Origin of the sequence: Luteimonas galliterrae (assembly GCF_023374055.1) — a bacterium.
Lineage (GTDB): Bacteria > Pseudomonadota > Gammaproteobacteria > Xanthomonadales > Xanthomonadaceae > Luteimonas_C > Luteimonas_C galliterrae.
On the sequence record NZ_JAMBEP010000001.1, the window covers coordinates 1,422,463 to 1,441,968 of the forward strand.

The 19,506-nt window shown below is 65.5% G+C and carries 16 protein-coding genes; 6 read left to right on the top strand and 10 right to left on the bottom strand.

What is annotated here, in order from left to right; translation table 11 throughout:
- Window positions 1-10: 10 nt before the first annotated feature.
- From M2650_RS06620 to serA, 3 genes are all read right to left on the bottom strand, one after another.
- Window positions 11-1,411, bottom strand: a complete 1,401-nt coding sequence (locus M2650_RS06620) for a bifunctional folylpolyglutamate synthase/dihydrofolate synthase (RefSeq protein WP_249472669.1) — start codon at window positions 1,409-1,411, stop codon at window positions 11-13.
- Window positions 1,408-2,052 (bottom strand): histidine phosphatase family protein, encoded by a 645-nt coding sequence (locus tag M2650_RS06625; RefSeq protein ID WP_249472671.1) that lies wholly within the window; start codon window positions 2,050-2,052, stop codon window positions 1,408-1,410. The genes M2650_RS06620 and M2650_RS06625 overlap by 4 nt, the downstream gene beginning before the upstream one ends.
- Before the next feature lie 114 nt (window positions 2,053-2,166).
- A complete protein-coding gene (gene serA / locus M2650_RS06630) occupies window positions 2,167-3,732 on the bottom strand; it encodes a phosphoglycerate dehydrogenase (protein WP_249472673.1) in 1,566 nt (521 codons plus the stop codon).
- A gap of 243 nt (window positions 3,733-3,975) precedes the next feature.
- Here serA and M2650_RS06635 point away from each other — a divergent pair, with 243 nt between their 5' ends.
- The 3 genes from M2650_RS06635 to M2650_RS06645 all read left to right on the top strand — a co-directional run bounded on the left by M2650_RS06635 (window position 3,976) and on the right by M2650_RS06645 (window position 5,835).
- Window positions 3,976-4,371: a DUF3224 domain-containing protein gene (locus M2650_RS06635; protein ID WP_249472675.1), complete on the top strand. Its 396-nt coding sequence runs from the start codon at window positions 3,976-3,978 to the stop codon at window positions 4,369-4,371.
- Window positions 4,372-5,355: 984 nt separating this feature from the next.
- Entirely contained in the window at window positions 5,356-5,586 is a 231-nt protein-coding gene (locus M2650_RS06640; RefSeq protein WP_249472677.1) for a DUF6289 family protein, read from the top strand.
- A 21-nt stretch (window positions 5,587-5,607) separates the two neighbouring features.
- Window positions 5,608-5,835 (top strand): DUF6289 family protein, encoded by a 228-nt coding sequence (locus M2650_RS06645; RefSeq protein WP_249472679.1) that lies wholly within the window; start codon window positions 5,608-5,610, stop codon window positions 5,833-5,835.
- Window positions 5,836-5,975: 140 nt separating this feature from the next.
- On the opposite strand, the gene M2650_RS06650 is transcribed toward M2650_RS06645, so the two are convergent.
- The gene (locus M2650_RS06650; RefSeq protein ID WP_425602506.1) at window positions 5,976-8,147 is read right to left on the bottom strand and encodes a S46 family peptidase; all 2,172 of its coding nucleotides are present in this window, start codon (window positions 8,145-8,147) and stop codon (window positions 5,976-5,978) included.
- Window positions 8,148-8,309: 162 nt separating this feature from the next.
- A complete protein-coding gene (locus M2650_RS06655; RefSeq protein WP_249474258.1) occupies window positions 8,310-10,445 on the bottom strand; it encodes a S46 family peptidase in 2,136 nt (711 codons plus the stop codon).
- Between the two features lie 192 nt (window positions 10,446-10,637).
- Between M2650_RS06655 and tdh the strand changes: the two genes are divergently transcribed.
- The gene (gene tdh / locus M2650_RS06660; RefSeq protein WP_249474261.1) at window positions 10,638-11,660 is read left to right on the top strand and encodes an L-threonine 3-dehydrogenase; all 1,023 of its coding nucleotides are present in this window, start codon (window positions 10,638-10,640) and stop codon (window positions 11,658-11,660) included.
- 121 nt (window positions 11,661-11,781) lie between these two features.
- Complete coding sequence (kbl, locus tag M2650_RS06665; protein ID WP_249472681.1) at window positions 11,782-12,981, top strand: glycine C-acetyltransferase; 1,200 nt, start codon at window positions 11,782-11,784, stop codon at window positions 12,979-12,981.
- A 174-nt stretch (window positions 12,982-13,155) separates the two neighbouring features.
- Here the strand turns inward: kbl and M2650_RS06670 are convergent, their stop codons facing one another.
- The 4 genes from M2650_RS06670 to M2650_RS06685 form a co-directional block, all read right to left on the bottom strand.
- The gene (locus M2650_RS06670) at window positions 13,156-13,875 is read right to left on the bottom strand and encodes a pseudouridine synthase (protein WP_249472683.1); all 720 of its coding nucleotides are present in this window, start codon (window positions 13,873-13,875) and stop codon (window positions 13,156-13,158) included.
- A gap of 80 nt (window positions 13,876-13,955) precedes the next feature.
- Window positions 13,956-14,474 (bottom strand): hypothetical protein, encoded by a 519-nt coding sequence (locus M2650_RS06675; protein ID WP_249474263.1) that lies wholly within the window; start codon window positions 14,472-14,474, stop codon window positions 13,956-13,958.
- Window positions 14,475-14,792: 318 nt separating this feature from the next.
- A complete protein-coding gene (locus M2650_RS06680; protein ID WP_249472686.1) occupies window positions 14,793-15,887 on the bottom strand; it encodes an OmpA family protein in 1,095 nt (364 codons plus the stop codon).
- A 164-nt stretch (window positions 15,888-16,051) separates the two neighbouring features.
- Entirely contained in the window at window positions 16,052-17,491 is a 1,440-nt protein-coding gene (locus tag M2650_RS06685) for a bifunctional 2-methylcitrate dehydratase/aconitate hydratase (protein WP_249472687.1), read from the bottom strand.
- A gap of 130 nt (window positions 17,492-17,621) precedes the next feature.
- Here M2650_RS06685 and M2650_RS06690 point away from each other — a divergent pair, with 130 nt between their 5' ends.
- Entirely contained in the window at window positions 17,622-18,413 is a 792-nt protein-coding gene (locus M2650_RS06690; protein WP_249472688.1) for a DODA-type extradiol aromatic ring-opening family dioxygenase, read from the top strand.
- Window positions 18,414-18,503: 90 nt separating this feature from the next.
- On the opposite strand, the gene M2650_RS06695 is transcribed toward M2650_RS06690, so the two are convergent.
- A complete protein-coding gene (locus M2650_RS06695; RefSeq protein WP_249472689.1) occupies window positions 18,504-19,421 on the bottom strand; it encodes a LysR family transcriptional regulator in 918 nt (305 codons plus the stop codon).
- Window positions 19,422-19,506: the final 85 nt, after the last annotated feature.

The following is a 19,506-nucleotide window of genomic DNA, read 5'->3' on the forward strand; positions in this document are numbered from 1 at the left end:
GAGTCCCGAATTAACCGCGCGGTTCGAGCGCGAGGATCGCCGCGGCGGCGGTGTGGAAAGAACCGAAGACCAAGATGCGGTCGCCCGGTCGCGCCCGCGCCATCGCCGCCGCCAACGCCTCCGGCACGGTCGCGTGCCGCGCCCCGGCACCGGCTGCGGTGGCCTGCAGGCGTTGCGCGAACGCATCGACGTCCAGACCGCGCGGGTTGACGTCAGCCAAACCGGCCAGGAACCAGCCGTCTATGCCTCCGCCGATCGCGGCGGCGACGCCGGCCACGTCCTTATCGCCCAAGGCGGCGAATACGGCGAGCGTGCGGCCGGCATGCGGCGGCGAGCGCAGCCACGCGGCGAGTTCGCGCGCGGCCTGCGGGTTGTGCCCGACATCGACCAACACCTGTACGCCGTCGCGATCGAACGCCTGCAGGCGTCCGGCGATGCGAGCGGCGGCGACGCCATGGGCGTAGGCCTGCTCGGGAATCGCCGCGTCGAGCGCGCGCAACGCCGCAATGGCCGTGGCGGCGTTGCGCAATTGCGCCGGCGCGGCCAATTGCGGCATCGGCAACAGCGTTTCGAAGCCGATTTCGCGCCAGCGCCAGTGCCCGCCGTCGATGCGTTCGAAAAAGAAATCGCTGCCCGCGCGCAAGGCGGATGCGCCGATCGCGTAGGCATGGCGCAGCACGCTGGACGGCGGATCGTCTTCGCCCAGCACCAGCGGTTTCCAGGGGCGTGCGATGCCGGCTTTCTCCAAACCGATCTTTTCGCGGTCGTCGCCCAGGTAGTCCTGATGGTCGAGATCGACGGTGGTGATCACCGCCACGTCCGGATCGACGATGTTGGTCGCGTCCAGGCGGCCGCCGAGGCCGACTTCGAGGATGGCCAGGTCGAGTTGGCTGCGTTCGAACAGCCACAATGCGGCCAGCGTGCCGTATTCGAAATAACTCAGCGACACCGCTTTTCCTTCTCCCTCCGGGAGAAGGTGCCCCGAAGGGGCGGATGAGGGTACGGCGAAGCTGCCCATGTCCGAACCGCTGCCGCTTCGCCGTACCCTCACCCCAACCCCTCTCCCGAGGGGAGAGGGGCTCAGGCGCGCTGCTTCGATAGCTTCGAAGGCCTCGACTAGTTCTACGCCTCCGGCGTCGCGCCCATCGATCCGCACGCGCTCGTTGTACGCAAGCAGATGCGGCGACGTATATGCGCCCACTTTCCAACCCGCTGCACGTGCGATCGCTTCGATGAAAGCGACCGTGGAGCCCTTGCCATTGGTACCGCCGATCGTGACGACATGCTTCCCCGGCTTGCCCAGATCGAGACGTTCGGCGACTTCGCGCACCCGCTCCAAACCCATGTCGATGGATTTGGGATGCTGGCGCTCGATGTAGGCCAGCCAGTCGGCGAGCGAACGTCCTGTCATAACGCGCGGTGGACCGCTTCCCCGAAGAACGGCGTGTGATGCGCGCAATCGTTGAGCCGCACCACTTCCAGGCGATCCACATCGGGTCCTTCGAGCAGATTCAATGTGGTGGGCGCCTGGCGGAAAGTCCACAGTCTCGCCAGCGGGATGCCGAGCACGTGGCAAAGGATCACCCGGTTGACCGCGTCGTGCGCGACCACCAGCAAAGTGTCGTCCTTGCTCAAGCCTTCGCCTGCGCGTACCAGCGCGGGCCAGGCGCGATCGAACACGTGCTGCAGCGATTCGCCTTCGGGCATCAGCACTTCGTGCGGGGCATCGCGCCAGGCCTGCAGGCGCTCGCCGTCGCGCTCGCGGATCTCGCTGGCGAGCAGGCCTTCCCAGGTGCCGTGCGCGATTTCCATCAGGCCCGGGTCGGTGGCCAGCATCGCTGCGCGCGCATCGCCCAGTGCGAGTTCCGCAGTGCGCTTGGCGCGCTTCAGCGGCGAGGCGACGGCGCGGTCGATACGCACTTCGCGCAGGCGTTCGCCCAACGCGCGCGCCTGCGTTTCGCCGACCGGCGAAAGAGGAATGTCTTCTTGGCCCTGGTAGCGGCCTTCGGCGTTCCAGGGGGTTTCGCCGTGACGGGCGAGGATTATTTTCATAGGGATGATCCTTCCAGTTCCGTCATCCCGGCGAAAGCCGGGATCCAGGGCGACGCCGTTGCCGCCGTTGCGCGAGCCTGGATCCCGGCCTGCGCCGGGATGACGGTTGAGAAATTACAACGACTCCAGCGCCAACACCCCGGGAATCCCGCGCACCGCCACCAGCTGCGACTCCGGCACCGCACGATCCACCGTGATCGCCGCCAGCGCCTCGCCATCGCCCTTGGCGCCGAGCGAGAAGTTGACGATATTGACGCCGGCCGCGCCCAGATGCGAACCGACCAGGCCGATCATGCCCGGGCGATCCTCGTTGCGCATCAGCAGCAGATGCGCCTGCGGATCGAATTCGATTTCGACGCCGTCGAAACGCACCACGCGCGGCCCGCGATGCAGCGTGGCTTCGATCTCGCGCGCGCCGCCGCCCTCGCCCTCCACGCGCAGTTTCAACAGCCGGTCGAAGCCGTCGCCATCGCCGCCCACCGTTTCGGCGACCACCAGGCCGCGCGCGGCGGCTTCCTGCAGCGCGTTGACCGGCGTCACGCGGCTGGACGCGGTGCCGAGCAACGACGACACCAGCAGCCGCGTCAGCGGCCTGGGGTCGAGCGACTCGCTGCGCCCGGCGTACGTGATGTGCAGCCGCGTCGGCGCCGGCACCAGCCGCGCGGCCAGCTTGCCGAGCGCGGACATCAGCGGCATCCAAGGGCCCACTTCGCGCGCCGCTTCAGCCGTCAGCGGCGGCAGGTTGACGCAGCCGGCGACCGCGCCGGTGCCGATGAAGTCGATGATCTGCTTGGCCAGGATGGTGCTGACCGCCTGCTGCGCTTCGCTGGTCGATGCGCCCAGGTGCGGCGTCAAAATCAGCTTGGGATGGCCGCGCAGCGGCGAGTCGGCCTGCAGCGGTTCGGTGGCGAAGGTGTCGAGCGCCGCGCCGGCCAGATGGCCTTCGTCGAGCAAGCGCAGCAGCGCGTCTTCGTCGACCAGCCCGCCGCGCGCGGCGTTGATGACGTAGGCGCCCTTCTTCATCGCGCGCAGGTTCTGTTCGGACAGCAGGTTCGTCGTTTCCTTGGTGCGCGGGATGTGCAGCGTGACGATGTCCGCCTTCGCCAGCAATTCGTCCAGCGGCTTCAGCGGTACGCTGCCCTTGCCCGCCGCGGACGCCGGCAGGAACGGGTCGTACGCCGCGACATCCATGCCGATGCCCTGCGCCTTGCGCGCCACCGTGCTGCCGATGCGGCCCAGGCCGATCACGCCCAGCTTCTTGCCTTCCAGTTCGAAGCCGGTCAGGCCGGCCTTGGGCCATTCGCCGGCCTTCATGCCGGCGTCCGCCCGCGGGATGTGCCGGGCCAGCGCGAACAGCAGCGAGATCGCATGCTCGGCCGCGGCCAGCGTATTGCCGTCGGGCGCGTTCATCACGGCGATGCCGCGCGCGGTGGCTGCATCGACGTCGATCGTGTCGACGCCGGCGCCGGCGCGGCCGATCACCTTCAACTGCTTGGCCGAATCGATGGCCTCGGCCGTGACTTGCGTGGCCGAGCGCACCAGCAATGCGTCGACGCCGACCAAGGCTTTGGCGAGCTTGGCGGGGTCTTTGATGGGTTCGGAGATTTCGACGGTCCAACCGGCCTCGCGGAACAAGGCCAGGCCGTCTTCGTGGATACCGTCGCAAGCCAGCACTTTCATCGTCGACTCCTGTGGGGAAAAGATCCCGCGGAGCCCGGCAGCCGGCACAACGTAAAGAACGATCGGATCGACATCCGCCTAAGGCGGATCGCTTACGGGTCGGGAGACGGGGCCGGCTGGCATGGGAATCCGCGACCAAGACAGCGTAGCAGACGCAGCGGACCGCGCAAGAGGCGTCCGCGGGACTGGCCGCAGAGGCGGCCTTGCGCGACCATGGCGCTCCGAATCGATGGAGCGTGAGCCATGGGCCAGCAGGTCAAAGGCGAATTCGACGTCAAACGCGGCATGGAGCCGTCCTGCGACATGGGCGACGGCGTCGAAGCCGGGCGTTTCCGCTTCGACAAGCGCTTCCACGGCGATCTGGACGCCAACAGCGTGGTGCACATGATGGCGGTGATGACCGAGACGGAAGGTTCGGCCGCGTACGTGGCTATCGAACGCATCTCCGGCACGCTGCGGGGCCGGAAGGGCACGTTCTTCGTCACCCACAACGGAGTCATGGACCGCGGCACGCCGACGCTGTCGGTGGCTGTGGTGCCGGATTCGGGCACGGATGAGTTGGCCGGCCTTTCGGGTCGGATGGCGATCGATATCGTCGACGGCAAACATTACTACACGTTCGATTACGCCTTGGAATAAGCATCAAGCGCTAAATCGATTCGGGTCGGCGCATTTCTCTGCTCCTTATTGCCCTGCTCGTTATTGCCCTGCTCGTTATTGCTCTGCTCGTTATTGCCCTGCTCGTTGTAGAGCGGAGCTTGCTCCGCTGCACTTCGCTCTTAAGCTGTCATCCCAGCGAACGCTGGGACCCATCTTGCTTGTGCGCTTGCCCTTAAGCCGTCATCCCGGCGAAGGCCGGGATCCAGGCCCGCGTCCTTGCGGGTTGCGCTGCGACTCGCGCCATGGACAAAGGCTTCCGGGCTGCGCCCGGGTCACTTTCTTTGTTGGCCCAAAGAAAGTAACCCAAGAAAGGGCCTGAACTGCGGTGCGATGCGTCGCGACTGAAAGACCGCCAGCAGACCTGCTTTCGTCGTGGGTGACCTTCTTACGCAGGTACTAGATTTTGATTCGCAGCGATTGTGGTGACGTGGCTTTTGCGGATTTGCGCTAAGGAGTCGTTCTGGTCGATCGCCTCGGATCTGAATATCGAAGCGACGGAGGAATCCCGAGCGTTGGCGAGCGGTGGCCAAGAACACGGGGCAACCCCATCGCCGGGATACCTTCCAAAGGCCCTTTTTCTTTGGTTACTGTTCTTTTTGGGCCCCACAAAAAGAAAGCAACTCGGCCGCGGTCTTAGCGGACGAAACCCCGGCCTGAAAGGCCGGCAGGTCGCGACGAACCCGCAAGCGAAGGCAGCGGAGCAAGCTCCGCTCTACAAGAAGCGGCTGGCACGTGAGGCCCCAACCCAGTGGACATACGACGAATGATTGATCCTGCATTCGTCCGGTCAGGTTCGGAGCCATTGACCCACATCTCACACATGCTCGGTGACCGCTCTCACAGATAACGAATGATGCGGCGCATCGTGCGAAATTTTTATCGCGCGCTAACCGCTTCCGAACAAATACGCCCCTAGAGTCGGCCGGTCGGCAAGTGTCGGCGAACTTACGAAGGGAGAATACGATGCAAAGGAAAGTAGCGGCCTTGCTCGGCGCGGCGGCCGCAGTCGCCATGGGCGCCGCGATCGCCGCGGTCGGTCCCACCGGACCCGGGCAGTTCTATTACTACTACAACGATGCCGGCCAAGTGGTCGGCTACCAGGCCATCCGTTGCGACGGCACGCGCGAAGCCTGGGGCAAGTTCACCCGCAACTACGCCGACGGCTATTTCATCTGCGATCCGGATCCGACCTGATCGCCGCACAAGGAGCAAGACATGCGCAGGAAGACCGCTTTGATTTTTGGTTTGCTGGCCGCGATCGCCGCCGGCGTCGCCATCGCCCGCCCGCCGGGGCCCGACGAGATCGGCGAGTTCTATTTCTATTTCGATCAGGACGGCAACATCGTCGGTAGCGCTTCGCTGGACTGCGAAGGCAATCTGTACGAGTCCGGCGTCCGCACGAACTTCTACAGCAGCGGTCACGCAGTCTGTAACCCGGACTGATAGCGGCCTGAAAACAAAAACGGCGGAGAAATCCGCCGTTTGTAGCCCGGGGTGGAGGCCGCAGGCCGATACCCGGGTCGCGACCTCGCCGTGACGGTGAAAGCCCCGGGTATCGCCTTCGGCTCCACCCGGGCTACCGACTATTTCGCGACCACGTTCAATTCCTGCAGCAACTGCGGTGCCGGATAGGCTTCCTGCATGATCCAGCGCATATAGCGCTGGTCGACCGAAATCATCCGCGTCATCACCGGGTCGAACACCCAGTTGGAACTGACCGACTCCCAGTTGCCGTCGAACGCCAGTCCGACCAGCTTGCCGCGCGCGTCCAGCACCGGAGAACCGGAATTGCCGCCGGTGATGTCCAGATCGGACAGGAAGTTCACCGGCACCGTGCCCAGCCGCTTGTCCGCCAAACCGCCGTAACGCTTTGCCGCGATCGCATCGAGCAACGGCTTGGGCGCGTCGAACGGCTCCTTGCCGGTCGCCTTGGCGGCCACTTCTTCGAGCTTGGTGAAGGGCTGTTGCTTGCTGCCGTCGATCTTGGTGTAGGCCACGACGTTGCCGAAGGTGATGCGCAACGACGAGTTGGCGTCCGGATAGACGAACTCGCCCTTGCTCTTCTTGTAGTCCGCCACAGCCTGCAGGTAGACCGGGCGCGCGGCCAGCGTTTCGCCTGCGCGAGTCTTGCGCTCCTCTTCCTGCTTGAGCAGGGTGGGCATCATCGCCACGGCCAGCTGGATCGCCGGATCCTTGCTCGATTCGAAGGCCTTGCGGTCGGCCGCGAACCACTTCATGCGCTCGCTGGCGTTGCCGAGCCTGCTCTTGCCGAGTTTGGTCACGGCCTTGCCGACGGCTTTCTCGCCGCTGCCTCCGAGCCATTTGTCGAGCGCGCCGACGCGTTGCGCTTCCGGCAGGGCGACGTACTGCTCGAGCCAGTAACGCTGCAGCTCGCGGTCCATCGCCGGATGGTAGCGGCGTTCCATCTGTTTCAGGCCGCCCTCGATCGAGGCCAGGTCGCGCTGCTGGTAGCCCGATTCGCGCTCGGCATCGGGCTTTGCGCGCTCCATCGACAAGCGGTAGAGCATGGTGGCGGTGCCGACCACGCCGGTGTTGGAGAACTGGCCGAACACCAGGTCGCGCTCGCGCGTGGCCTTGGCCTGCTCGCCGACCGCGACGAGCTCGTCGTGCGCCTCGAGCGCCGGCTTGCCCTTGTCGCCCTGCTTGCGCAACCAGTCGAGCACCGCGGTTTCCTGGCTGTGCTTGGTTGCGGCGGCGTTGGTGCGCTTGAAGCCTTCCAACTGGCCGTCGTAGTTCTTGAGCACGTTCCCCCAACTGCGGACCGTGCTGGCGTATTTGACCGCGATTTCAGGGTTTTTCTTGCCCTCCGCTTCGACCAGCGCGACCAGCTTCTTGAAGTGGCCGCCGATGGTCGGATAGGTCCAGGCCGCGGTGTTGTCGAAGTCGTCGGCGAGCGCGTAGCGGTTGGTCTGGCCCGGATAGCCGGCGACCATGACGAAATCGCCCGCGCCCAGCGGCTTGTCGGCGATCTTCAACCAATGCTTGGGTTTGAACGGCACGTTGTCGGCCGAATACGCGGCCGGCTTGCCGTCTTTGCCGACGTAAGCGCGGTAGAACGAGAAATCGCCGGTGTGGCGCGGCCACATCCAGTTGTCGACTTCGCCGCCGTAATTGCCGATGCCGCCCGGCGGCGCGTAAACCAGCCGCACGTCCTTGATTTCGATATTGCGGAACAGGCGATAGGTATTCCCGCCGAAGAAGCTGTACAGGCGGCAGCGATAACCGCCCTCGGCCTCGCATTGCGCGACCAGTTTCTTGTCGGTGGCTTCCAATGCGCGGGTGCGGCCGAGCGCATCGGGTGCGGCGTCGATCGCGGCTTTCACAGTCGGCGTCACGTCTTGGATGGTATCCAGTGCGTAGATGCGCGCGTTCGGGCCGGCGCTGAGTTCTTCGACGCGCGTCGCGGCGTTGAAGCCGTCGTGCATCAGGTTCTTTTCGGGCGTCGAATTGAGCTGGATCGCGCCGTAGGCGCAATGGTGATTGGTGACGACCAGGCCCTCCGGCGACACGAAACTGGCGGTGCAGCCGCCAAGCGACACCACCGCGCCCATCGGGTCGCCGGTAAGATTGGCCAACTGCTTCGCGTCGAGCTTGAGCCCGGCCTTTTTAAGCGGGCCGGCTATTTCAGGTAGTTGCTGCGGCACCCACATGCCTTCTCCGCCATGGGCCTCTCCTGCGAATCCGGCGCCGAGCGCTGCAGCGGTGATGGCCGTGGCCAATGCGGTGTAGTGCATGGGATCGTTCCTTCCTTTCAGTCGATTCGGGAGTCTAGCCCAGGCCTTGGGGGCGAAGGCATGACTAAAGTTGGGTCGCGCGACTTCGTGCTGCATCCTGAGGGGAACGGATGTTGATGGGCCGTGCCTTATGGGCTGCGACGGCTGCATTCCTACGTGCCTTTACTCCGCCGGCAGGTTCATTTCCTTCAACAGGTGCGGCGCCGGATAAACTTTCGCCAGCAACCAGCGCAGATAGCGCATGTCGACGTGGATCGCGCGCTTGTAGCGTGGATCGAACATCCAGCTGGCGCTCACCGCCTCCCAGTTGCTGTCGAAGTTCAATCCGATCAGCCGTCCATTCGCATCCAGCACCGGCGAACCGGAATTGCCGCCCGTGGTGTCGAGATTGGTGAGGAAATCGACCGTCTGGGTCTTCAGCGCCGGATCGGCCGTGCTGCCGAAATCGCCCTTGGCGATCGCGTCTCGCAGCGGCTTGGGCGCATCGAACGGTGCTTTTCCGGTGTGCTTCTCGACGATGCCCTGCACGGTGGTCAGCGGTACGTAGGTGACGCCGTCTCGGGGCGACATCGTGCCGACCTTGCCGTAGCTCACGCGCAACGTCGAATTGGCGTCGGGATACACCGCCTTGCCCTGCGATTTGCGGTAGCCGATCAGCGCGCGCATATAGGCCGGCCGCAGGCGCAAAAGATCGCCTTCGCTGGCTTTGTCGGCCTCTTCCAGGCGCAACACGGCCGGCGAAAGTTTGGCGGCCGCCTGCATCAGCGGATCGGTCGCCGCTGCGACCTCGGCCGGAGCGGCTTTCAACCAACGCAGGCGCTCGGCCTCGTCGCCGAGCTTGGTTTGCGCGTACAGCGCGTCGAGCGCTGTCTTGGCTTGCGCTTCGTCGCCGCCGAACACGGCGTCCACTTCGGCGATGCGTTGCGCCGCCGGCAATGCGCGGTAGCGCTTCAGCAGATCCGACAGCAAGGCCTTCTCGACTTCGGCGTCGTAACGGCGCTGGACCTGCTTCAACGAACCTTCGATCAAAGCCTCGTCGCGTTGCTGGAAGCCCTTCTCGCGCTGCGCATCCGGCTTTCCGCGCTCGGCCGCCAGCCGCTGGAGCATCATCGCGGCGCGCAACAACTGGGGCTGGTTGCGGATCAGGCCCAATAGCTGGTCGCGCTCGCGCGTCGCGCTGCCGGCATCCAGCACCTTCTGCGCCGCCGCGATGTCGGCCTGGATCGCCTTCGCGTCGGACTGCTTGCCCAGCCAAGCCAGCATCGCCCTCTCGTCTTCGGCGCGGGTACGCACCGCATCGCTGCGGCGCAGGCCGTCCAGTTCGCCCTGGGCGCGCTTGAGGCCGTTCTTCAGGCCTGCCAGCTGCGATGCGTACAGCACTTTCGCCGAGGGCTTGGCCGTGGTCGCGGCTTCGATCGTGTCGATCATGCCGTCGAACAGTTCCACCCGCGTCGGCAGCTGCCACTCGACCTGGCTCTTGAATTCGGACGCCATCCGATGCCTATACGTGGTGCCGGGATACCCGGCCAGCATCGCGTAATCGCCCTCGCCTACCGGATCGGTGGAGATCTGCAGATGAGCCGGCGGCGTGTACGGCACATTGTCCTTCGAATACGCCGCCGGCTTGCCGTCCTTGCCGACGTAGGCGCGCAGGATAGTGAAATCGCCGCTGTGCCGCGGCCACATGAAATTGTCGATCTCGTCGCCGTAATTGCCGATCGCTTCCGGCGGCGCGTAAACCAGGCGGATGTCCTTCAGCTCGAGCTGCTTGATCAGATAAAAATCGGTGCCGTAATACATGTTGGCGACGCTGCAGCGGTAGCCCGCCTCGCTTTCGCACTCGGCGACAACGGCTTTGCCGGCCGCATCGACCGCGTCGTAGTAGGCGCGGCCCGTCTTGCCGCGCGCGCCGCTCAGGATGCGGTCGGTGATGCGGTCGAAACCGGTGGTCACCAGCACGCGGTAGTCGGGATTGGCGGGCAGTTCGGCATCGCGGTCGGCGGCGATGAAGCCGTTGCCGATCAGGTCGCGCTCCTTGCTGCTGTTGTACTGGATGACGCCGAACGCGACGTGGTGGTTGGTCAGCACCAGGCCGTCGCCGGATACGAAAGCGCCGGTCGCGCCGCCCACTTTCACCACGGCGTTCATCGGCGGCTTGGCCAGTTCGGCCAAACCGGCAGGATCGCCCTGGAAACCGGCGGCCTTCAGCTGCGCTGCGATCTCGGGCAATTGCGACGGCATCCACATGCCCTCGTCGGCATGCGCGGCGGCGGGCAGCAGGGTGGCGGCGACCGCCATGGCCAACATACGTCGGGGCACGGGCAACTCCTCATTGGGATGCGAATTCGCGACGATAGACGCGGCATCGCCGAGCAGGCAACTGCCAGCGGTCATGGCCCTGCCCCGGACGGCCGCGGGCGGTACAATTGCGTTCTCTCTCGCCATCGTTCCGGGCCGCCCATGTCGTCGATTCCGTCGTTCCCGCAAAGCATGAAAGCGTTGGTCAAGCGCGAGGCGGCCAAGGGCATCTGGCTGGAGGAAGTGCCGGTGCCGCGCCCCGGTGCGAACGAGGTGCTGATCAAGCTGGAGAAAACGGCGATCTGCGGCACCGATCTGCACATCTATCTGTGGGACGAATGGAGCCAGCGCACGATCAAGCCGGGCCTGGTGATCGGCCACGAATTCGTCGGCCGCATCGTCGAACTCGGGCCGGGCGTGAGCGGCTATGCGCTGGGGCAGCGCGTCTCGGCCGAGGGCCATATCGTCTGCGGCCATTGCCGCAACTGCCGAGCCGGCAAGCAGCACCTGTGCCCGAACACCGTCGGCATCGGCGTCACGCGCGACGGCGCGTTCGCCGAATACATCGTGATGCCGGCCAGCAACCTGTGGCCGATCCCCGACCAGATTCCGAGCGAATTGGCGGCGTTCTTCGATCCTTACGGCAACGCCGCGCACTGCGCGCTGGAATTCGACGTGGTCGGCGAAGACGTGCTGATCACCGGCGCCGGCCCGATCGGGGTGATGGCCGCCGGCATCTGCAAGCATATCGGCGCGCGCAACGTGGTGGTCACCGACGTCAACGACTACCGCCTGAAATTGGCCGCCGACATGGGCGCCACGCGCGTGGTCAACGTCACCAACACGTCGTTGAAGGACGTGATGGCCGACCTGCACATGGAAGGCTTCGACGTGGGCCTGGAGATGAGCGGCAACCCGCGCGCGTTCAACGACATGCTCGACTGCATGTACCACGGCGGCAAGGTCGCCCTGCTCGGCCTACTGCCCAAGGGCGCTGGCGTGGACTGGGACCGCATCATCTTCAAGGGCCTGACGATCCACGGCATCTACGGCCGCCGCATGTACGAAACCTGGTACAAGATGACGCAACTGGTCCTGTCCGGCTTTCCGCTGGGCAAGGTGCTGAGCCATCAATTGCCGATCGACGAGTTCCAGAAGGGCTTCGACCTGATGGAATCCGGAAAGTCCGGCAAAGTCGTCCTCAGCTGGAATTAAGACCCGCTTTTTTTGTAGGAGCGGCTTTAGCCGCGAGCTCTTCTCCGGACACCGCTGCGATCTGAAAGAAAAAGCTCGCGGCTGAAGCCGCTCCCACGAAGGCAACAGCCATGGAACTGCCATGTCACTGACCCAACGCTACGCCGACACTCTCGAAGAAATCCGCGCAGCCGGCCTGTTCAAGTCCGAACGCATCATCACTTCGCCGCAATCGGCCGAAATCACCCTCGCCGACGGCCGCGAAGTGCTGAACTTCTGCGCCAACAACTACCTGGGCCTGGCCGACCACCCGGACATCATCGCCGCCGCCAAGGACGCGCTGGACACGCACGGTTTCGGCATGGCCTCGGTGCGCTTCATCTGCGGCACCCAGGATCTGCACAAGCAGCTGGAAAAGACCATCGCCGATTTCTTCGGCACCGAAGACACGATCCTGTACGCGGCCTGCTTCGACGCCAACGGCGGCCTGTACGAGCCGCTGCTCGGCGAAGAGGACGCGATCATCTCCGACGCGCTCAACCACGCCTCGATCATCGACGGCATCCGCTTGTGCAAGGCCAAGCGCTTCCGCTACGCCAACTGCGACATGGCCGACCTGGAGAGGCAGCTGCAGGCCGCCGACGCCGCCGGCGCGCGGACCAAGCTGATCAGCAGCGACGGCGTGTTCTCGATGGACGGCTTCATCGCGCCGCTGGACGAGATCGCCGCACTGGCGAAGAAATACGGCGCGCTTGTCCACATCGACGAATGCCACGCCACCGGTTTCCTCGGCAAACACGGCCGCGGTTCGGCCGAGGTCAAAGGCGCGATGGATCGCATCGACATCTTCACCGGCACGCTGGGCAAGGCCATGGGCGGCGCGCTCGGCGGCTTCACTACGGCGAAGCAGGAAGTGATCGAACTGCTGCGCCAGCGTTCGCGCCCTTACCTGTTCTCCAATTCGTTGCCGCCGCACGTGGTGGCCGCAGGCATCAAGGCTTTCCAGATGCTCGCCGCCGCCGGCGAGTTGCGCGAACGCCTCGCCGACAACACCGCCTACTTCCGCGAAAAGATGGCGGCGGCGGGCTTCGATATCAAACCGGGCACGCATCCGATCTGTCCGGTGATGCTGTACGACGCGCCGCTGGCGCAGAAGTTCGCAACGCGCCTGCTCGAAGAAGGCATCTACGCGATCGGCTTCTTCTTCCCGGTGGTGCCGCAGGGCCAGGCGCGCATCCGCACACAGATGAGCGCGGCGCATACGCGCGAACACCTGGACCGTGCCATCGCCGCATTCACCAAGATCGGGTACGAGCTGGGCGTGCTGGGCGCGAAAGCCTAAGACTTCGCGTCGGGCAGTACTTTGTTCTCCCTCTCCCTTTACGGGAGAGGGAAAGGCCGAAGGCCAGGGAGAGGGTCCGGCTTTTCGAAGCACGCTCGCTACGCTCGCGCCCCTCTCCTGCCCTGCGGGCATCCTCCCCCGCAAAGGGGGAAGAAAAAACGGTTCGTCCCGGCCCTACAACGGCGACAGCCGTGCCGCTTCCTCAGGCGTGAGTCGCCGCCACTGCCTCTTCGGCAATTCACCGAGTGCCAGCTCGCCTATCGCCACACGCACCAGCCGCAGCACTTCGATATCGAAAGCTTCCAGCAATCGCCGGATCTGGCGGTTGCGGCCTTCATCCAACACGATCTCGAGCCACGCGTTCTTTTCGCCCGTGCGCAGCACGCGCGCCGATTTGGCGCTCAGGCGTATGCCGTCCGACGCGATGCCCGCCATCAGCGCGGACAGCGCCGCAGCGTCCGGAATCGCATCCACCTGCACGTGGTAGGTCTTGTCCGGCCCGGTTTCCGGATCGGTGATGCGCGCGGCCCATTGCGGATCGTTGCTGAACAACAACAGGCCTTCGCTGGCCTTGTCGAGACGGCCGACCGGCGCGATCCAGCCCAGGTCCGCGCCGTCGAAACAACGGTAGACGGTGTCGCGTCCGCGCTCGTCCGCGGCCGTCGTCACCAGGCCACGCGGCTTGTTGAGCATCAAGTGGATCGCGGCCGTGGCCGCCAACGGTCGACCGTCCACGGAGATCGCCGTTTCATCGGGCGAAGTAGGATGTTCGGGATCGCGGATCACCCTGCCGCCAATGGCGACGCGGCCATCGCGGATCCATTGCGCCGCCTGCGTGCGCGAGCATACGCCGCGTTTCGACAGCACTCGCGCCAGCCCGTAGCGACGGCTCATGCGATGCGGCTCCGGAACGCTGTGCGGAAGCCGCCGCCTGCCATCACGTTGCAGGATGTAGCGACGCGGTTTTCCGGATATTAAGGCTTGCTCGGCGTAGCGGCCGGAGCGGTCGCCGCAGGCGCCGTGGCGCCATCGGGCGCGACGGGCGCAGCAGCAGGCGCTGCGCCGGCAGGCTTCCTGCCCGCGATGCGCACGCCGCGAGCCTTCATCCAGGCGTCGAACTCGTCGGCGGTCATGCGCTTGCCGTTCTGGTTCATGTCGAACCGCCACGGCGTGTTGTCGAACTGCGTCTTGGGCTTGTAGACCGAAGGATCGTTGGGATCGAGCGCGCGGGCGGGCGTGGCGTTGGCCACGTTGCAGCCTTCGACGCGCAACCGCAGCAGCACCAGATCCACCGACATGGCTTCGTCGTAGGCCTGCGCCAGCACGCCGCTCGGCGCGCCCAACTGCGACGTGGTCGTGGACATTTCCGAAGAGATCGGCGCCAGCAGGGTGGGACGCACCGGCAGGGCCTGCGGAACGCTGGCCGTGCTGCAGTTGGCGGTCTGCGCCTGCGCGACGCCGCATGCGAGCAGCAGGGAGGGAACGATCAGCATTGCGCGCATGGCGATTTTCCGCGTCGATGAATGCGGCGAGTGTAGGCCGTGCGTCCCAGGCGGACAAGCGCGGCGCGCGATGCGGAAAGCCGTCACGCTTCGTCCATGCGCCTGAATAGGGCCATGCGGGCTTCGTAGAAGCGGGCTTTTGTAGGAGCGGCTTTAGCCGCGAGCTCTTCCCATCAGATTGCGCGAGCGTGCGGGAAAGAGCTCGCGGCTAAAGCCGCTCCTACAAAAGCCGAGACGATGATGCCAACCCAACAAAGACGAAGCCCGGCGCTAGGCCGGGCTTCGTGTGTTGCTTCGCTTGGCGTCCGATCAGTTCTGGACGTTCAGCTCGGTGCGGCGGTTGCGAGCGCGGCCTTCCGGATTGTCCGAACCATCTTCGTTGGTGTTCGGAGCGATCGGGCGGCTCTCGCCGTAACCCACCGGGCCCACCAGACGGCCGGCATCGACGCCGTTGCTGGTCAGGTAGTCGTACACAGCCTTCGCACGACGCTCGGACAGGGCCTGGTTGTAGGCGTCCGTACCCTTCGAGTCGGTGTGGCCAGCCACTTCGACCTTCAGTTCCGGATAGCGCTTCAGGATCTCGATGGCCTCGTTGAGGATCGCGACCGCGTCAGGACGCAGGGTCGACTTGTCGAAGTCGAAGTTGACGCCCTTCAGGTCGATCGACACCGGCACCGGGCAGCCGTCCGGACCGATGGTCTGGCCAGCCTGCGAACCGGGGCACTTGTCGTCGCAATCGTTCACGCCGTCGCCGTCGCTGTCGCTGTCGGCGCAGCTCGGAGCCGGAGCCGGCGGCGGTGCGGCAGCAGCCTCCGGGCCCAGGGCCACGGTCAGGCCGACCGAAGCCAGCAGATCGGTGAAGTAGTCTTCCTGCTGGTTGGCCGGACGGGCCTGCACGTCGTCGAAGTCGACGCGGGTGCCGATTTCCGTACGCAGGTCCACGCGGCCGAAGTCGAACTGCAAGCCGGCGCCGAGGTTGGCGGCGACGTTGTTGTCCGAATGCTCGGCCGGATTCGGGCCCAGGGCCGGATCGCGGACGAACTCTTCGTCATGACGCTGCAAGCCCAGGCCCATACGGATGTACGGCCACCACTTGCGGTCGGCATTGCGGAAGTGATAACGGGCATCGACGGAGGCGCCGTACTGGCTCCACCACAGATTCGGGTTGGCGGACTTGTCGGGATTCTGGTAGTTCAGTTCGAAATCGACCGACCAGTTGGGATTGAAGAACTTACCGAAGCCGATGGTGCCGAAGATGGAATCTTCGGTGTCACGGTCTTCGTCCTGGAAATTGACGCCGGTGGAACCAGCGACGTACCAGCGATCATCAAACTCCTGCGCGGAAGCGGCCTGCGCCACGCACAGCCCGCCCAACAGCGCAGCACAGAGGAGTTTCTTATTCATGTTCAGCTCCTTGATCAGGTAAAAAAGCGGTATTCCGGTCTTGCGTGGTTATGGTTTTAGACGGCCGTTCCGCACGCCATCCCGTCCAGAGTAGTACCGGATGTGTGAAAGCCGTGTTAACAATAGCATAACAGTTGAGGGGTGCCAACCTGCGCTCCGCGCTTCTAGGCCCGGTACAGGTTAATGAATTCCTGCACTGGCAGCGACTCTAGCGCTTCCGGCGTCCGCGTCAAGGCCATGATCCGGTCGGCCTGCTCGGCCGGCAGATGAGCCCGCAGGGCGGCCTCGCACTTGGCCATCAGCACCGGGATGCCTTCGGCCCGGCGCTTGCGGTGGCCGATCGGGTAGTCGATGGAGACCTTCTCGGTCGAGCTGCCGTCCTTGAAGAACACCTGGACCGAGTTGCCGATATACCGCTTGTCGGCATCGAAATAGTCCTTCGTGAACTGCGGGTTCTCGACCACGGTCATGCGGTCGCGCAGCGCGTCGATGCGGGGGTCGGCGGCGATGTCGTCGTTGTAGTCCGAGGCGGTCAGGCGGCCGAAGATCAGCGGCACGGCCACCATGTACTGGATGCAGTGGTCGCGGTCGGCGTAGTTGGCCAGCGGGCCGGTCTTGTCGATGATCCGGACGCCGGCTTCCTGGGTTTCGATGACGATCTTCTCGATGTCCCCGATCCGGTCCTTCACCTGCCCGTGCAGCTGCATGGCGCATTCCACCGCGGTCTGGGCATGGAACTCGGCCGGAAAGCTGATCTTGAACAGGACGTTCTCCATCACATAGCTGCCGAACGGCCGCTCGAACTGGAATTCCTTGCCCTTGAAGGCGATGTCGTAGAAGCCCCAGGTCTTGGCGCTGAGCGCGCTCGGGTAGCCGACCACTTTCTTATGCACCGCATTCAGCGCATGGATCACGGCGCGGCGGCAGGCGTCGCCGGCGGCCCAGCTCTTGCGCGGGCCGGTGTTCGGCGCGTGGCGGTAGGTGCGCAGCACGCCGTTGTCGATCCAGGAATGGGAAACGGCGGTGATCACCTCTTCCTTGCCGCCGCCGAGCATGGCGGTGGCGACGGCGGTGGACGCCAGGCGCACCAGGATCACGTGATCCAGGCCGACGCGGTTGAACGAGTTCTGCAGCGCGTAGACGCCCTGGATCTCGTGCGCCTTGATCGCCCAGCCCAGCACGTCGCGGACGGTGATCGTCTTGCCTTCCTTGCGCGCCAAGTAGTCGGCGACGGCCAGGATCGTGCCCAGGTTGTCCGACGGATGGCCCCATTCGGCCGCCAGCCAGGTGTCGTTGAAATCGAGCCAGCGCACCAGGGTGCCGATGTTGAACGCGGCTTGGACGGGATCCAGCTCGAACGAGGTGCCGGGCACGCGCGCGCCGCCGGGCAGTTCGCCGCCGGGGACCAGCGGGCCGAGGTGCTTGACGCAGTCCGGGAACTTCATCGCCAACATGGCGCAGGCCAGCGAGTCGAGCAGCATGTAGCGCGCGGTGTCGTAGGCCTCCTTCGAATCGATCTTGGCGTCGATGACGTAATCGGCGATGTCGACCATCGGCTGGTCGGGATCGGGGCGGACGGCGGAACGGATATCGAAGTGACTCATCGGGTTCTGGGCACCGGGCGGAGGGAAGCCCGCTATTTTGCCAGACGGAAGCGCCCCGACCCCACCGCTGCAACGCAGCGGGCCGCCGCAGGCGCTTGGCGGACGCGGCCGCAGGCCGCAGTTTGTCGTCATGAACGCCCCTGCCCGTCTTCCCACGCTGTTTTTGTCCCATGGCTCGCCGATGCTGGCGGTCGAGGATTCGCCTGCCGGCCGCTTCCTCGACGGCCTGGGCGCGCAGTTGCCGCGCCCGCGCGCGATCGTGGTCGCCTCGGCCCACTTCGAATGCGAGCGGCCCAGCATCGGCGCCGCGGCGCAGCCGGCGACCGTGCACGATTTCGGCGGCTTCCCGCCCGAGCTCTACGCGATCCGCTACCCGGCGCCGGGCGCGCCCGACTTGGCCGAAGCCATCGCCGAGCGATTGAGCGAAGCCGGCCTGGCGCCGGGCATCCGCTTGAACCATGGCCTGGACCACGGCGTTTGGGTGCCGCTGCGCCGCAGCTACCCCGAGGCCGATATCCCAGTGATCCCGCTGTCGGTGAATCCGCGCGCCGATGCCGCACAGCACTACGCACTCGGCCGCGTGCTCGCGCCGCTGCGCGACGAGGGCGTGCTGGTGATCGGTTCGGGCGGCTTCGTGCACAACTTGCGCGAATTGGACTGGGCCCACCGCGACGCGCCGTTGGCGCCGTGGGCCGGCGATTTCGCGGCATGGATGTGCGAACGGCTGGAAGCGCACGACATCGATGCCGTGCTCGACTGGGAGCGGCAGGCGCCGAATCCGCGCAAGGCGCATCCGACGGTGGAGCATCTGATGCCGTTGTTCGTGGCGTTGGGCGCCAGCGGCGAATCGGCGCGGGTGCGGCGATTGCATCGTTCGCACGAGTTCGGATCGTTGGCGCTCGACGCCTTCGCCTTCGACTGACCTTTTAGTAGGAGCGGCTTCAGCCGCGAGCTTTTTCTGCCCGCGTGAGCAAGAGCTCGCGGCTGAAGCCGCTCCTACGAAGAGCAACGCTTACGACGCGCAGCGCTCCCACGGGGGATCCCCACCGAACGCCTCGGCGAAGAAATCGACGAACGCCCGCACCCGCGGCGGCACCAGCCGGCGCTGCGGCATGACCGCGTAGATGCCGGTGGTGGCGATCGGGTAGTCCGGCAATACCACCTGCAATCGACCCGCGCGCAGGTCCTCGCAGGCATGCCAGGCCGAATGCATCGCGATGCCCAGCCCGGCGACCACGGCATCGAGGATCACTTCGCCGTAATTGCTTTCGATGCGGCCGCCCACCCGTACCGCGATCTCGCGGCCGTCGCGATCGCTCATCCGCCATACGTCCTGGCGCCCGGCACTCCCGACCAGCAACACGCATTGGTGATCGACGAGCTCCTGGGGCGTGCGCGGCGTGCCGTGCTTGCGCAGGTATTCGGGCGAGGCGCACAACACCCGCCGGTTGTCCGCCAGCTTGCGCGCGACCAGGCTGGAGTCGTCGAGCGCGCCGATGCGGATCGCCAGATCGAAGCCCGAACTGACCAGGTCCAGCCTCTGGTCGTTGAGATTGATGCTGAGCTTGATGCGCGGGTGCCGGGCCATGAACTCGGGCAGCAACGGCGAGATGTACAGGCGGCCGAACGAAGCCGAGGTCGTCACCCGCAAAGTGCCCGCGACGTCGGTGCCGGCCTGGCGCAGGCCCGTAGTCAGCGCCTCCAGATCCTCGACCAGGGCGCGGCCCTGTTCGGCCAGCGCCGCGCCTTCGGGCGTGGCGTGCAATTGCCGGGTGGTCCGATGCAGCAGGCGGACGCCGAGTTCGCGTTCCAGGCGCTTGAGCCGCTGGCTGGCAACGGCGACCGATAGGTCCAGGCTGCGCGCGGCAGCACTGATCGAGCCCAGGTCGAGCACCCGGAGGAACAGGCTGATATCGCCGATGCGGTCCATTCGATTATCAAATAATCATTGATAGTGCTTAGAGATATTGCCGGTTTCTGATGAATATGCAACGGCCTAGTCTGGGCGCCTCTAT

Bases quoted from the DNA above. Each gene is read 5' to 3' on its own strand.
- M2650_RS06620 (WP_249472669.1), bottom strand. From the start codon at position 1,411: ATGACAGGACGTTCGCTCGCCGACTGGCTGGCCTACATCGAGCGCCAG.
- M2650_RS06625 (WP_249472671.1), bottom strand. From the start codon at position 2,052: ATGAAAATAATCCTCGCCCGTCACGGCGAAACCCCCTGGAACGCCGAA.
- serA (WP_249472673.1), bottom strand. From the start codon at position 3,732: ATGAAAGTGCTGGCTTGCGACGGTATCCACGAAGACGGCCTGGCCTTG.
- M2650_RS06635 (WP_249472675.1), top strand. From the start codon at position 3,976: ATGGGCCAGCAGGTCAAAGGCGAATTCGACGTCAAACGCGGCATGGAG.
- M2650_RS06640 (WP_249472677.1), top strand. From the start codon at position 5,356: ATGCAAAGGAAAGTAGCGGCCTTGCTCGGCGCGGCGGCCGCAGTCGCC.
- M2650_RS06645 (WP_249472679.1), top strand. From the start codon at position 5,608: ATGCGCAGGAAGACCGCTTTGATTTTTGGTTTGCTGGCCGCGATCGCC.
- M2650_RS06650 (WP_425602506.1), bottom strand. From the start codon at position 8,147: ATGCACTACACCGCATTGGCCACGGCCATCACCGCTGCAGCGCTCGGC.
- M2650_RS06655 (WP_249474258.1), bottom strand. From the start codon at position 10,445: ATGGCGGTCGCCGCCACCCTGCTGCCCGCCGCCGCGCATGCCGACGAG.
- tdh (WP_249474261.1), top strand. From the start codon at position 10,638: ATGAAAGCGTTGGTCAAGCGCGAGGCGGCCAAGGGCATCTGGCTGGAG.
- kbl (WP_249472681.1), top strand. From the start codon at position 11,782: ATGTCACTGACCCAACGCTACGCCGACACTCTCGAAGAAATCCGCGCA.
- M2650_RS06670 (WP_249472683.1), bottom strand. From the start codon at position 13,875: ATGAGCCGTCGCTACGGGCTGGCGCGAGTGCTGTCGAAACGCGGCGTA.
- M2650_RS06675 (WP_249474263.1), bottom strand. From the start codon at position 14,474: ATGCTGATCGTTCCCTCCCTGCTGCTCGCATGCGGCGTCGCGCAGGCG.
- M2650_RS06680 (WP_249472686.1), bottom strand. From the start codon at position 15,887: ATGAATAAGAAACTCCTCTGTGCTGCGCTGTTGGGCGGGCTGTGCGTG.
- M2650_RS06685 (WP_249472687.1), bottom strand. From the start codon at position 17,491: ATGAGTCACTTCGATATCCGTTCCGCCGTCCGCCCCGATCCCGACCAG.
- M2650_RS06690 (WP_249472688.1), top strand. From the start codon at position 17,622: ATGAACGCCCCTGCCCGTCTTCCCACGCTGTTTTTGTCCCATGGCTCG.
- M2650_RS06695 (WP_249472689.1), bottom strand. From the start codon at position 19,421: ATGGACCGCATCGGCGATATCAGCCTGTTCCTCCGGGTGCTCGACCTG.